At 53.4% G+C, this 13,970-nt stretch carries 14 protein-coding genes; 12 read left to right on the top strand and 2 right to left on the bottom strand.

What is annotated here, in order from left to right; all coding sequences use genetic code 11:
- Positions 1-99: 99 nt before the first annotated feature.
- The 7 genes from yiaA (at position 100) to GW590_RS23845 (ending at position 7,475) form a co-directional block, all read left to right on the top strand.
- Positions 100-546, top strand: coding sequence for an inner membrane protein YiaA (gene yiaA, locus GW590_RS23875; RefSeq protein ID WP_169405577.1), 447 nt, complete (start codon positions 100-102; stop codon positions 544-546).
- A 183-nt stretch (positions 547-729) separates the two neighbouring features.
- A complete protein-coding gene (gene tssA, locus GW590_RS23870) occupies positions 730-2,310 on the top strand; it encodes a type VI secretion system protein TssA (RefSeq protein WP_169405576.1) in 1,581 nt (526 codons plus the stop codon).
- A gap of 72 nt (positions 2,311-2,382) precedes the next feature.
- Positions 2,383-4,146, top strand: coding sequence for a type VI secretion system baseplate subunit TssF (gene tssF / locus GW590_RS23865; RefSeq protein ID WP_169405575.1), 1,764 nt, complete (start codon positions 2,383-2,385; stop codon positions 4,144-4,146).
- Positions 4,110-5,204 carry a type VI secretion system baseplate subunit TssG gene (gene tssG / locus GW590_RS23860; protein ID WP_169405574.1) on the top strand — a complete coding sequence of 365 codons (1,095 nt, stop codon included), beginning with the start codon at positions 4,110-4,112 and terminating at the stop codon, positions 5,202-5,204. Before tssF ends, tssG begins: the two co-directional genes overlap by 37 nt.
- The gene (tssJ, locus tag GW590_RS23855; protein ID WP_169405573.1) at positions 5,185-5,715 is read left to right on the top strand and encodes a type VI secretion system lipoprotein TssJ; all 531 of its coding nucleotides are present in this window, start codon (positions 5,185-5,187) and stop codon (positions 5,713-5,715) included. The genes tssG and tssJ overlap by 20 nt, the downstream gene beginning before the upstream one ends.
- Before the next feature lie 3 nt (positions 5,716-5,718).
- Positions 5,719-6,174, top strand: a complete 456-nt coding sequence (gene tssE / locus GW590_RS23850) for a type VI secretion system baseplate subunit TssE (protein WP_169405572.1) — start codon at positions 5,719-5,721, stop codon at positions 6,172-6,174.
- On the top strand, positions 6,174-7,475 hold the full coding sequence (locus GW590_RS23845) for a VasL domain-containing protein (protein ID WP_169405571.1): 1,302 nt from the start codon (positions 6,174-6,176) through the stop codon (positions 7,473-7,475). The genes tssE and GW590_RS23845 overlap by 1 nt, the downstream gene beginning before the upstream one ends.
- Here GW590_RS23845 and GW590_RS23840 read toward each other — a convergent pair.
- Entirely contained in the window at positions 7,455-8,330 is an 876-nt protein-coding gene (locus GW590_RS23840) for a nitrilase family protein (protein WP_169405570.1), read from the bottom strand. The genes GW590_RS23845 and GW590_RS23840 overlap by 21 nt on opposite strands.
- Before the next feature lie 27 nt (positions 8,331-8,357).
- A complete protein-coding gene (locus GW590_RS23835; RefSeq protein WP_169405569.1) occupies positions 8,358-9,143 on the bottom strand; it encodes a glutamine amidotransferase in 786 nt (261 codons plus the stop codon).
- Positions 9,144-9,366: 223 nt separating this feature from the next.
- Here GW590_RS23835 and GW590_RS23830 point away from each other — a divergent pair, with 223 nt between their 5' ends.
- From GW590_RS23830 to GW590_RS23810, 5 genes are read left to right on the top strand one after another with little or no spacing between them, the layout of a single operon-like run.
- Positions 9,367-10,371: an ABC transporter substrate-binding protein gene (locus tag GW590_RS23830; RefSeq protein ID WP_169405568.1), complete on the top strand. Its 1,005-nt coding sequence runs from the start codon at positions 9,367-9,369 to the stop codon at positions 10,369-10,371.
- Between the two features lie 9 nt (positions 10,372-10,380).
- Entirely contained in the window at positions 10,381-11,091 is a 711-nt protein-coding gene (locus GW590_RS23825; RefSeq protein ID WP_169405567.1) for a M24 family metallopeptidase, read from the top strand.
- A gap of 43 nt (positions 11,092-11,134) precedes the next feature.
- Positions 11,135-11,923 (top strand): ABC transporter ATP-binding protein, encoded by a 789-nt coding sequence (locus GW590_RS23820; RefSeq protein WP_169405566.1) that lies wholly within the window; start codon positions 11,135-11,137, stop codon positions 11,921-11,923.
- On the top strand, positions 11,907-12,713 hold the full coding sequence (locus GW590_RS23815) for an ABC transporter permease (RefSeq protein WP_235956024.1): 807 nt from the start codon (positions 11,907-11,909) through the stop codon (positions 12,711-12,713). Before GW590_RS23820 ends, GW590_RS23815 begins: the two co-directional genes overlap by 17 nt.
- A 26-nt stretch (positions 12,714-12,739) precedes the next feature.
- Positions 12,740-13,792, top strand: a complete 1,053-nt coding sequence (locus GW590_RS23810) for a LacI family DNA-binding transcriptional regulator (protein WP_169405564.1) — start codon at positions 12,740-12,742, stop codon at positions 13,790-13,792.
- Positions 13,793-13,970: the final 178 nt, after the last annotated feature.

Here is a 13,970-nt window from a genome sequence, read left to right as displayed (position 1 = left end):
AAGTGCCAATAAGATAAACGTCAGAAGGGAGCATCATTCTGCATAATTAAATTATATTTCATGTAACTTAAATCAATCAAATATTAATAGGTGAACTAAATGGAAAATAAAATTCAACAGACTTCTGCGGCATTTAATGCCATTTCATGGATTGCCATGATTGGTGGCGTAATTGTCTACCTTATTGGCTTATGGAATGCCGAGATACCCTTTAATGAAAAAGGGTATTATATTGCGGTGTTGGTACTTGGATTGTTTTCTGCCATTTCACTACAGAAAACTGTTCGTGACAGAATGGAAAACATCCCAACCACCGATCTTTATCACGGCGTTTGTATTTTAGCCTTCTTGATTTCGGTGATCCTGCTGGTGGCCGGACTATGGAATGCCTCGTTATTGTTAAGTGAAAAGGGTTTCTATGGTGTCACCTTCTTTCTTGGCTTGTTCGGCGCGGTGGCGGTGCAGAAAAATGTTCGTGACGCAGTGAATAAGCGTGAGGGATATATATCGACATCGACAATTGAGCCCGACGATAAAGAATATTGATTTTATAAGCCTGTTTTTAATAAATTTTATTCGAGCAATAAAATAATTGATTTTTATTGTTCGGTTATTAAGCTGTCAGTAATGATTGGGGCGAGTTTTTTAAATAAAAACAAACATGTTGCTATTCAGTAGCAAGTTAATAAATCATCTTAATTAATAGATTAAAGTCGGTAAGGAAAAACTATGCCCATATTAACGGCTCTTGCAAATAACCTGCTGCCTACAGGGGATGCCCTGGCGTTAGCGGTGGAACAGGCGGCGCTGTGGGAAAAATGGCTATTACCAGTTAGCGAGGAAAACCCACTTGGCGAAGATCCCGCTTATCACGATGATTTTCAATGTCTGCGCGAGGAGGTCAATAAGCTCTCGGGGTCGGATACGACGCGGGTGTGTCAACTGGCGCAAACCCTGTTAATCGACTGCGGCAAAGATGTGCGGGTGGCGACCTACTATTTATGGGCGCGTACCTGGCAGGATGGCGATGCCGGCTTGGCCGATGGGCTGGCACTGCTAAGTGGATTGCTGGCCAGGTATGGCGAGAAACTACTGCCAACGCGTGCGCAGAGTCGAAAAGTGGCGCTGGAATGGCTGGCGGCAAGCAAAATGCAGGATGCGCTGGCACGCCATCCGGAAGTGGCATTACCGGATTTTGCTCGCGCGATAGCGGCGCTGTGCTGGATGCAAGCCAGCCTGCGTCAATGGCCGGAAAGCTGCCGTCCTTGTCTCGACCCGCTGATTGGTATGCTGGAAACTCGCCTGGCGCGGGCGGGGGGCGCCAATGCGCTGGTGCCCCAACAGGCGGTCAGTGGGGATGAGAGCGGGGCGGTAGCCACGGCACCAGTCAAAAACATTCAGTCGGGGCGTGACCTGCTCGAGCAGGGTAAGGTGCTGGCGGAGTATTTGCATGACCAGCCGCAGGGCGGTTTGGCCAGCGCCCGGCTGATGCGGGTATTACGTTGGGATACGGTGTATCAATTGCCACCGCAGGACGACAAGGGCAATACGCGTTTATTGCCGCCTCGCGGGGAGCTGCGCGGTAAGCTCAAACGTCTTTACGCCCAGAAAAACTGGCTGGAACTGTTGGACAAGGCCGGCAGTATCTTCACCCAGGGAGTCAATCATTTTTGGTTGGATCTGCAGTGGTACAGTTGTCAGGCACTGAAACATGCCGGGCAGCCATACGCTGACTGGGAGGAGGTAATTGCTCAGGATCTGCGGCTGTTGCTGCTGCGTCTGCCAGGCCTTGAACTGCAAAATTACAACGACGGTACTCCCTTTGCCGATGAGGCGACGCGTATCTGGATCGAGCAACTGATCAATGAAAATGCAAAGGGCTGGTCGCCGCCAGAGAAGGTCGCCAGTGACAACAGCAATGAGGTTCTGGGGCTGGAAAGTGAACTTCTCGCCCAGGCAGATAGTAGCGGTATTGAAGATGCTTTTAAATGGTTGCTACAAGTTCAGAATATACGCAGTCTGCGCCAGCGTTGGTTGCAACGGCTATTAATGGCGCGGGTAGCGGAACAATGCGGCAAGAATGAAATGGCGTGTTGCCTGCTTGCCGAACTCAATCAAACACCCGCACAACTCAGTCTGGCCGACTGGGAGCCAGAGCTGCTATTTGAAGTGCGTGCCAGTTTATTAAAGCAGCTTCGCCTCCGGCAGCAACGTAATGACGGCGATAAGCAGCAAATTCAACAGCAGATGGAGACGCTTTTGGCGGGGCTGGTGGCGATCGACCCGGCGCGTGCGGCAGTGTTGTGCTAGTGCGCCCTATTGGCGATCTGACGGGAGTATTTGGCACTACCAAAGGGTCTGTTCTATTACAGGGAAGGTGGTATGGAAGATTTGACACTGCGTTACTATGAAGCAGAAATGCGTTATCTGAGAGAAGCTGCCCGGGAGTTTGCCCAGACGCACCCCGACCGGGCAGCCGAACTTAATCTGGATCGGGTTGGTGATGTCGATCCTTATGTTGAACGACTGTTCGAGGGCTTTGCCTTTTCGATGGGGCGCCTGCGTGAAAAGCTTGATGACTCTGTGCCAGAGTTTACTGAGGGATTGGTCAGCCTGCTGTGGCCACATTATTTGCGCACCATCCCGTCATTATCGATTGTGCAATTCACCCCCGTTATTGATCAGATGAAAATGAATCAGACAATTCCTGCCGGTTTTCAGGTGCTTTCCGAACCGGTCGGTCCCAGGCAGACGCTGTGTCGCTATCGCACTACGCGTGAGCTCCGCCTGCATCCCTTGCAACTCGAACAAGCACAAATGCTTACCGAGTCCGATGGCCGCTCGATGCTACGCCTGCGTTTTCAACTCAGTGAAATGATAGCGCCTGGCCAGGCTGATTTTAGCCGTCTCAGTTTCTATCTTAACGCCGACACCCCGGTTAGCGCTGCCCTGCATTTGGCGTTGACCAAACGTCAGGCTGCAATCTATTTCCGCGTTGCAGGCAGCATCGATCGTCAGCCCTTCAACGGCTATTTTTCTCCTGGCGGCTTTGCCGATCATGAAAGTTTATGGCCCAAGGGGGACAGCGCCTTTAGTGGCTATCAATTGCTGCTGGAGTATTTCACCTTTCGTGAGAAATTTATGTTTGTACAGCTTAATGGCCTGGAGCAAATGCCGCTGGCGCCAAAAACGCCGTGGTTTGAGCTGGAGGTGGTATTTAGCGAGCTGTGGGATCATCAACTGCCGCTGGCCAGCGGCAATATCTGTCTGCATGCGGTTCCAGTGATAAATCTGTTTACCATTGAGGCCGATCCGCTGGTGGTTGACGGTCTGAAAAACGAATATCTGCTGAGGCCACGTCGTCTGCAGGATGGACATACCGAGATCTATTCCGTTGATAATGTCAATGGCTCGTCGCGCAGCGAGACAACGCAATATGCGCCCTTCAGTAGTTTCCGCCATCGCGGCGGTATGTTACGTCATAGCGCCCCGGAGCGTTATTATCACACCCGGGTTAAACGTGGCCCCTCCGGTCTGTACGATACCTGGTTAATCCTTGGCGGCCAGGCGTGGGAAGACGACCGGCTGTTTTTACATGAAACCTTGTCGTTGCAAATCACTGGCACCAACGGCCAGTTACCTCGTAAGGCGCTGAATAGCGCGCAGATAAATCGCTGCGAACAGTCGCTACCTGTGCAGGTCAAGGTAAAAAGCCTCTGTTCTCCGACTTTACCTTGTTACCCGCCGGCAGAAGATCGCTTCCACTGGCGGATCATGAGCCACCTGGGATCCAATTTTTTAAGCATGATCGCCAGCGCCGAGGTGCTGCGCGGCACCCTGGCACTGTATGACTGGCGCGATGATGAAATGACCCGCCGCAAGCTCGAAGCTATTGTTGATGTAAAACAGCATCTGATCACCCGATTTGAGCAGGGTTTTTTACTGCGCGGCAGCGATATCGAAGTCACACTCAACAGCGAGGGGTTTAGCGGCGAAGGGGATATCAATCTGTTTGGCGAGATGCTTAACCGCTTCTTTGCGCTATATGCCGATGTTCATCTTTTTACCCAACTGACGCTGATTATTCAACCTAGCGGAAAGGCTATTCGATGGAACGAAAATCACCGCCCACGCATCCCGGGCTAATCGGACAACTGGCCCCCTATGTTGCCAAAATCAACTTCTACCGCTTTTGCCAACTGGTAGAGCAGGCCATGCCCGCGGACAGCAGTCTGGGAAGTGACAGCCATCTGCGTGATGAGCCGGTGCGCTTTCATCCTCATCCCGGCATGGGATTTCCGGTTAGCGAATTAAAAGCACTCACTTACGATAGTGAACATCCGACCCGTCCCCCCCGGGTAAGTACGCAGTTTCTCGGACTCTATGGCGTTGAGTCGCCATTACCCAGCTGTTATATCGATGATATTGCCCAGCAACAGGAGGGCAGCGATGCGGTCAGTGATTTCCTTGATATTTTTAATCACCGCCTGACCACCCAGTTTTATCGTATCTGGCGGAAATACTCCTATCCGGCAAGCTTTGTCACTGGCGGCAAAGATGAGACCTCGCAATATTTATTGGGGCTGGTGGGTCTGGGGATACCGGGCACCGAAAAACAAATTGGTGCGCCGATTTCGCGATTTCTGGCGCTGCTGTGCACGCTGCGCTTACCGACACGTACTGCCGAAGGTATTGGCGCTCTGGTCAGTTTGCTGGCGTGCCATACCCGGGCAGAAGTTTGCCCGCACGACCCTGTGAAAGTCTACGTCAGGCAGCCGGTGCAGCTCAGCGAGCAACGGCGCGTCACGTTGCAACAACGACCGGTATTGGGGAATAGCAGTATCGACGTCAACAGCCAGTTATTACTCAAACTGCATTGCGAAGATCGCGACGAAATCGAAGCCTGGTTACCTGGCGGCCCTTTGCTGCAGGATCTTCAGGGATTATTGCATGTGTATCTTGGTGCACGTTATCAGGTACGTCTGCAACTGGTGCTACCCAGAGAGGCGCTGGCAGATGCGCAATTGCATTCGATGCCGACACCTCTTGCGCCACGACTCGGGTTGACCGCGGTGTTGCGCGATACGCCGTCGTCCTTATCTTCGCAAAATCCACGGACCCTGACCCTGAATCTGGGACGTTATCAGGGGTTGGCCCCCAATCCACATCCTATTGAGGCTTCTGATGGCAATTACCGTTTTTAAATCTCTTCTGCCGCTATTAGTGATAAGCAGCCTGCTGGTCGGTTGCGGCCTGACGCAAAAAGTCTCCGATGGCACCATATCAACAACCAAAGCTATTTTTTACAAACAGGTAAAAACCCTTCATCTGGATTTTAATGCCCGTCATGCCAGCAATAACAATCCACAGGGAGAACCCCTGGCCACCGTTGTGCGTGTTTACCAGCTCAGGGAACGCAAGGCGTTTGATACTGCCGATTACCAGCAACTGTCCGACGTCGATAGTCAGGTTCTGAAAGCGGATTTGCTCGATCAGCGCGATCTCAGGGTGCAGCCCAATGGCAGCGCAGCACTGGATATACCGCTGGATCCGCAGGCAAAACATGTGGCAGTGATGGCACTGTTCTTGTCACCGGAAATTGCGCAAAACAGCTGGCGCGTGGTTATCGACCGCGCAGACCTCGATCCTGATAAGCCACGGGTTATTGAATTGCACAGCCGGCAGGTACAACTTAAACCACTTAATAAGGAGTGAACCATGTCGCCAAACCTTGGGCCTTCATTGTATGAGGTATTAACACAGAATTTTAGCGGCGGTCTGCCCATGCAGCAAGTCAGTGAAGAGGACCGCCGCGTGTTATCGGTGCTGGATAATCTGCAACGTCTGTTTAATAGTCGCGCGGGACAACTGGCGCACCTGCCGGACTATGGATTGCCGGATATGAGCCAGATCCTGCAGGGGATGCCCAGTTCGGCCCAGGAGTTGTTACGACGTCTGCGGCAGGTGATCAGAAAATATGAGCCGCGGATTATGCGCCTGGATATTGTGCTGTTGCCACAAACTCAACCCGGTCAACTGGCCTATAGCCTGGAAGCAGAACTCAAGGGAATGGGGCAGGTGCGTTTTGGCACCTTGTTTACCGCTGAAGGAAAAGTATTAGTGCGCCATCTGCGTCAGCAGCAATGGCTGGCCCATAATAATCAGGAACCGTGATGACAGACTCTTATGACGCTAACTTACGCATCGGCGGCGATCCGCGTTCGCTAAGCGAATTTACCCTGTTATGCCACGAAATAGGTAAACTGACCCATCCGGCACGGCCGGACGTAAACTGGCATCAGGTTGAGCAATTATGCCAGGGATTGTTTCAGCAAAACGGTGTGGAGCTGCAAACGGCCACCTATTACTGCTTGGCCCGAGCGAAAATTGCCGGTTTGCCTGGAATGGAGCAAGGACTGACGTTGGTGGCCGAACTGCTGGTGCAGCAGTGGCCGACGCTATGGCCGACACAAACTCCCGCGCGTTTGACTCTTCTTATCTGGCTGGCGCAGCGTTTACAGCAGGTGTTACGCATTGCCGATAGCGAGCGTGACGACATGGCCAATATTTACCGTATGGAAAAGTTGCTGACGCGCATGCTTGAACAACTCGTCGCCAGAGAGCTTGAACCCATAAGTCAGCTTGAAGACCTCTGCCAGCAACTGAAAAACCGGGCAAAGCGCCTGGAGCGTCAGCGTGCCGAGCAGGGGATCGTTCCGCTCCCGGTCGCGCCTTTACCGACAGTTGCCCCCATCGTTCCGCATTTTTATGTTCCCCGTCAGGCGGGAGACCGTCGGCAAGCCGCTGGTCATTGGTTGTCACGGCAATGGCCGGGTTTGCTTACCGGTATCCTCGGGATGGCCCTGCTGTTGGGCATTGCCTGGTGCTGGCAATGGCGCGCCAGCGATCCGCTGAAAACGGCGTTGCTGGCAGCAACCCGTCCGTTGCCTGTGACGCTGGCGCCGCTGGAGATACCAACCAGCTCCGCCGCCAGCCTGGCCGAGGAGATCGTCCCGCGTATGGCGCAGCAACTTGATGGTCTTGCACGGCTATCGCCGCTATGGGCACAAAACTATGCCCGTCAACAGGTGCGGCAGGCGCAGCGGTTGTGGCCGCATAATCCCCAGGTATTGCTGCTTACTCAACGCTGGCAACAGCAACGTGCGGCGAAGGCTTTTCCCGTTGAACGTCTGGCGGGCTGGCAACAGGCGCAAAGTGGCCTGCAACAGCTGGCCGATCGGCTAAACGCGCTGGATGAGCCGAAAAAACGCTATATGACTGTGTCCGAGCTGAAATCGGCGGTATTTGCCATCCAACAACCCTTGCTGGTTTCACCGCCGCTGGAAGAGTTATTAAGACAACTCGATCAGCAGCGGCAGCAGCAAAAGATGGAACCGGCATTGTTAAATGAAATAGATGCCAGGTTCGTTCAGTTGCTTAACCGCTATGCACTGCTAACGGACGAAGGGGGATAACGGCGGAGTGGGCAACTGGTACATTTCGGGACGCCGGTCGTGCAACAATTGATTAAAATCGTTCCAGTTGCGATGACGCGGGGCATCCGCCAGATTGACCGTAGCCAGCAGGATCTCCGATTGATGCTCACTGGCGGGGCCGGCCACCGGCCAACCGGTATAGCTGACGATCAGGCTTTGCCCGATAAAAGGCTGCTCCCTTTCTGTTCCTACCCGGTCGGCGGCGGCAATAAAAATGGAATTACTGTGCGCTGCCGCCATCACCAGAATATTGGCCATGGCTTCACGTTGGGGATCCTGACCGGGGATCGGCACCCAGTTGGTAGGAACACAGACAATCTCTGCGCCCTGCAGTGCGGCCATTCGAAAACTCTCAGGAAACCAACAGTCATAACAAATATGGCAACCAAGGATGCCAAGTGGGGTGGAAAACACCGGAAAACCGAGGTTACCGGGTGCAAAATAGAGTGCTTCATCAGCCCATAAATGGACTTTACGATAGCGGCCAATCAGTCCCTCAGGGCCAATAATTACCGCCGAGTTATACAGACTCTGTCCATCGCGTTCGGTGATACCAGCAACCAGATAGATGTTCAAGCGCGCGGCACAGGCCATCCAGGCCTGGGTTGAGTAGCCTTCGGGAATGGATTCCGCCAGCGAAAAGGCTTCAGCACGTGAAGTAAACACATAACCGGTATTACATAATTCCGGCAGCACCAGCAGGTTAGCCCCCTGCGACGCCGCCTGCTCAATCATGGTGATACTGGTAGCGACATTGCGTGCGGTGTCGCCAAAATGGGGTTCCATCTGAATACAAGCCACGGTGATCGGGGCTTCGGCGTGTCGAGGTGCCATATCACAATCTCCGCTGCAGAGAAGTTATCAGTCCACCGTCGGCTGTTTTTGCGTCAGCCAGGTGAGCATATTGATTAATAGCTGTTTGTAGCCTGGCCAGTCAATAAAGTTCTGCGGTAACCAGTGCGGGCTGATATCTGAAGTCCATGCCAGCGTCCGGCCTTGATGATACTGACCGGTGACCAACAGCGGATGTCCGCCGAGAGCGTCGGGCAGGCGGGCAAGCACCTCGGCGTGCTCTTTGGCGATCACCTCATTGGCACCAAGCAGCAACGGCCACTCACCGTTAATCTGCGCAAATAACGGATGACTTTGATGTTCTTCGGCGATCTGCGGCTGAAAACCCTGCGGGACTTCTATACGATCGTCATAAGGCAGACAGGTCACCGGCAGCGCCTGCTCAACGGCAGTGCGGTGCCAATGGGCTTTACCGTCGATCCCCTGAAAACTGAGGTAACCACCAAACATTGCCAGTGCGCCGCCTTGTGCCGTCCAGTCGCGCAGAACATCGAGCCGATTGGCTACCGTTTTGCCATGCAGCCAGACGTCAGGATGCAGCAACAGTGAGTTGGCACCAATATCGGATAACAAAATGGCGTCGTACTGATTAAGTTCTTGCAGGGTAAAGGGTAAGTCTTCTACCGCCTGATGCGCCGCCATATGAGTCAACGTAAACTCACTGCCAGCCAGCGCGGCAATAATCGCTTTGGCACCGGAGTGAAAGGTGACGCTGCCAAAGGCATCGAACCCCTTGTAATGGGTGGCGGCGCTGACCCAGGTCTCGCCAACCAATAAGACGTTTTTTTGCGACATAACTGTTCTCCATTTAATGACTGGATCATTATTGTGCCGGTTTGCACCGCAACAGGGCATGACAGAGATATTTATCGAACCGTTTCGATAAATATAATTGTCATCTATTTGCTTATTATTCAAGCTAAAAAATAATTAATAAATCAATTGACATAAAATATTGAACCGTTTCAATATGCAGCAGATCGTTTAATAATTCCCCTAAACTGCCGGAGAAATGAACATGAAAAGACGTACATTTTTAGCTGGAACCGTTTTGGCTGGTGCAACACTGCTTAGTACCTTGTTGCCGGCGGTGGGGGGGATAGCCACGGCGTCGGCCGCGTCCTTGACCAAAGTCACCTTTATTCAGGAATGGCCAGTAGCCGATGGCTTCTGGATCCCGTGGATCCTCGGTAAAGATAAGGGTTTCTACGCCCAGGAAGGTATCGATCTCGAGATTGTGGCACCCCCGACGGTGGCAGATACCATGAAGTTTCTCGGTACCGGGCGGGCCAATGTCGCCTTCACTACGGTAATGGATATTATCTTTGCCAAAGAGCAGGGCGCGCCGGTGGAAGCCATTGGCCGCTATGGCAAAGAAAATAACTGGGGGGTGATTAGCGAACAGGGTAAACGCTATACCGTCGCCGAGTTAAAAGGTAAAAGCGTGGGTATCTATAACGATGCCTGGACTAAAGCCCAGCTGGCCCTGATGCTGAAAAGTGCCGGCCTGACCCTCAATGACGTAAAAATGGTCACCGCTGCCGATGATACGGTACCTTTGTTATTACAAAAACGCGTGGATGTGATCACCGGTATCACCAATGCCGAAGGCACCGAAATGACCACCACCGGCAAACAGCAGCCGGAGTTTTTACCGGCTATTGCTCACGGGGTGCCCAATACGCCGATCTTTATGTTTGCCGGTAACCAGCAGTGGTTAAAGGCCAACCCGCAACTGGCCAAGGCCTTTATGCGCGCTACCGAAAAAAGTATCGCCTATGCTGTCGCACATCCTGATGAAGGTGTACAGGCATTTGCCACCGCCTACAGCAAGGCCTACGATCCTATCTATATCAAACAGCAGTGGAGCGATACCATTCCCCTGTTGTCACCGGTTGACAGTAAATCTCTGCAGCTTGATGCCGCCATCTGGCAAAGTCTGCTGACCGCCATTAAGGCAGAAGGCATTGTCAAGGCACCGTTGCCGGCGGATCAATACTTCAGCAATCAATATCTCCCATAAGGAGGTCGTATGACCACGACTTCTGCTATTACCAAACCGGCCTGGGACTATCGTCCCGGGCCGGACATTGCCTTTACTGCCCCGGAGGGACTGCGCGCCGCGCAAAAACTGGCGAAAGCCGCCGCATTGGTGGGGGTTGCCGCTGCGCGCGCCGGGATCCGCGAAGTAGAGGTTGAACAACAGGTACACACCTATCTTCAGCAACAGGGCGCGGTGGGTATCTGGACTATTACCAACGTTGGCCTTGGGGAAAACACCCGGGTTTGTTTCCCTACGCAAGGGCCGGGAGAGCAGATTGCCGGCGAGCAGGATGTGTTGATGGTGGATGTGCACCCCATCACCGCCGATGGCTCCTGGGGTGACTGTACCCGCTGTGCGATTATTGGTGATTACCCTGAGGCTACACAGGCGCTGCGTGACCTGGAGCGCATTCACTATGAAACCCTGGCCCTCTGTCGGCCAGGTATGCCAGCCAATGAGCTGTTTGCCCTTTCTCATCAGCGGTTGACGCAGGAAGGCTTTATCCTGCTGGATTTGCTCGGCAATATTGGTCACTCTTTGACTGCCGGAGCCGCCTATACCCAGGGCTTTATCGACGCCGGTAACGCCACTCCGATGTGGGGGGCCTGGGCGATAGAGCCTTTTGCCCAGCGCGGTGAGGTAGCGGTGAAAGTGGAAGATCTGCTGTGGTTTGGACGCGAAGGTTGCGAAATTCTTTAAGACGTTGGCAGGGGATTTCCTGACCGCAAGCAAAAGGTGAGTTATGACCTACCCCAAGTTGTCACTGCAACAGGTATCAAAGCGTTTTGGCAGTATGACGGCGCTGGCAGCAACAGATTTAAAGGTTCAGGAAGGTGAGTTTGTTTGTGTTGTTGGCCCCTCGGGCTGTGGCAAAAGTACGCTATTTAATCTGATTTCTGGCGTACTGGCCCCCGATGCGGGGCATATTTTGATTGATAACGTTGAGGTCACCGGCAGCAGCGGTCATGTGGGCTATATGCTGCAAAAAGACCTGCTGTTGCCATGGATGACGGTGATCGACAATATCGTCCTCGGCGCTATCCTTAACGGCGGGGCCAGTCATCAGCAACGGGCGGCAGGGGTGGCATTGGCCGAGCGTTACGGTCTGGGCGAATTTATCAATCACTATCCCGCTGCGCTGTCCGGTGGCATGCGCCAACGGGTAGCCTTGATGCGTACTCTGGCGATGCAACATGAAATTATGCTGCTCGATGAACCTTTTGGTGCGCTGGATTCGCAAACTCGCCTGTCAATGCAGCAATGGTTGCTGACCGTCTGGGCAGAACAAAAACGCACAGTGATTTTTGTCACCCACGATATTGATGAAGCGGTCTACCTGGCGGACCGGGTGGTGGTAATGTCGCCGCGACCGGGGCGTATTCGCGAAATATTACAGGTTGATATCCCACGGCCAAGGCCACTCTCCTGCCTGACCAGTCCGGAGTTTACCGTGCTTAAACGTCAGATCCTTGATCTTATCTATAGCGAAAACGCGACACAGGATGCTCTTGCCCATGACACTCGCTCGTAAGTTGCTGTTACCTTTAGGCGGTCCGCTGGCGGCGTTGCTTCTGGTATTGCTGGTATGGGATCTGTCAGTACGCATCTACCAGATCCCGGCCTATGTTTTGCCGTCGCCGGAGCAGACCTGGGCACATATGCTTGACGATCTGCCGACCTTATTGGATGGTTTTCAGATCACCTTTGTCACTTTTTTAATGGGCTTTGTTTTAGGTGCCGGTGCGGGTTTTGTGTTTGCCGTGCTGATGGATGCCACTCCCTGGATCCGCAGTATTCTGTATCCGATACTGATCGCCAGTCAGGCAGTGCCGGTGATTGCCATTGCCGCGGCGTTAACCATTTGGCTGGGCTTTGGCCTGGCACCCAAGTTGGTGATTGTGGCGCTGGTGGTGTTTTTCCCGGTGGTGGTCAATGTGCTTGATGGCCTTAATTCGGTGGATAAAGATATGCTGAATCTGGTGCGCTCGATGGGCGGTTCACGGCTCAGTATTTTTCGTTACGTCAAACTGCCTGCCACTTATACACCGCTGTTTTCCGCGTTAAAACTTTCCGCCACCTTCAGCGTAACCGGTGCGGTGATCGGCGAGTGGACGGCTTCCACCAGTGGCGGGCTGGGGGCCTATCTGTTGCAGGCCAATTCGCGTCTCAACACTGCCGGTACCTTTTCCGCTATCGCCTTTCTGGCCTTGCTGGGCGTGGTCAGCTTTTTACTGGTGATCCTGCTTGAGTATTTTATGACGCCCTGGCGTTCGTCTTCCACCGCCCATCGCTGGTCGAGACGCTATTGGCGTCGCCCATAACGCTGCTTTTAAAACCAGGTGATGCTATGGATCCGTTGTCTGCTAAAACCGAGGCGACTGGCGCTGCGCGCGCCACTATTCGCGACGTGGCTCGCCTGGCCCATGTCTCTATTGGCACGGTAAGTGCCGTGATTAATAACAGCGACCGCCCGGTGGCTGCCGAAACGCGTGCCCGGGTATTACGCTGTGTGGCGCAGCTTAATTTTGAGCCTAACTCTGCTGCCAGAAGTCTGAAGCATCAGCGGGTATCCTCTATTGGTTTTATTGTGCCCGATCTCAGTAATGCCTTTTTTGCCGATATCGCCGCCGGGATTCAGCAAGTGCTGGATGGCATGGACTGTCTGTTGGTGCTGTGTATGACCTGGTCTGATATGCAGCGTGAAGAGTACTATGCAAAAGTGCTGCGTACGCAGCGTCTTAGCGGAGTGATTTATCTTTCTGGTACTGGCTTACCCAGTCCTTCGTTGCTTAATCTGGCGAAGAAGGGGGCGGTGGTCTTTGTTGACGAATGCTTGCCTGGTGTCGATCTGCCGTTTGTTGGCTCGCAGAATTTGATTGGTGCTCGCAGTCTGGCGCAGTACGTGCTGGACCAGCAACACCATAGGTTAACCATCGTCAGCGGCCCGCGGGGTTTATGGACTAGCGAACAGCGTCAGGCCGGTTTTCGCGAGGCCTTTGCCGCCGCGGACATTTTACCTGATTCGGTGCCAGTGATCCGCGGCGACTACAGTGAACTTTCCGGACGACAGGCCGCCGATGAGATTGCCGCGCTGGCGGTAGATCAGCGCCCCACGGCGGTGCTTTGCGCTAATGATTTAATGGCTATTGGTTTTATTCGTCGTTGCCAGGAGTTGAATATTGCTATACCCGGGGATATCAGCGTAACCGGTTTTGACGATATCCCCGAGGCGCGATTGCTAACGCCAGAGCTGACCACGGTACGACAACCCGGTAAAGCTATGGGTCAGGCTGCGGCGCGGCTATTATTACAGGGCATTGGGGAACCGCTGACGGAGCCATTGCAGCAGGATTTTGTGACTGAGGTATGTATTCGGGGTTCCGTGGGGAGGGCCGTTTAAAAACGGCATAAACTTTTTTAATTAATTTTGGTCAAGATCAAGGTCAACTTCAAGGTCAAGGTCAAGGTCAAGGTCAACTGCATTCGCTGCGCTCACTGGGCGGCGGCCCAGACCGCCCAAAGGAGGCGAAGGCGCGCCTCCTTTGGAATCCTGCGCCTTGTCCAAATTGAACAGTGTC

The organism is Rouxiella aceris (genome assembly GCF_012933545.1).
Classification (GTDB): Bacteria; Pseudomonadota; Gammaproteobacteria; order Enterobacterales; family Enterobacteriaceae; genus Rouxiella; species Rouxiella aceris.
Note: the sequence above shows the minus strand (reverse complement) of the source record. Positions and strands in the feature narration are given on the sequence as shown.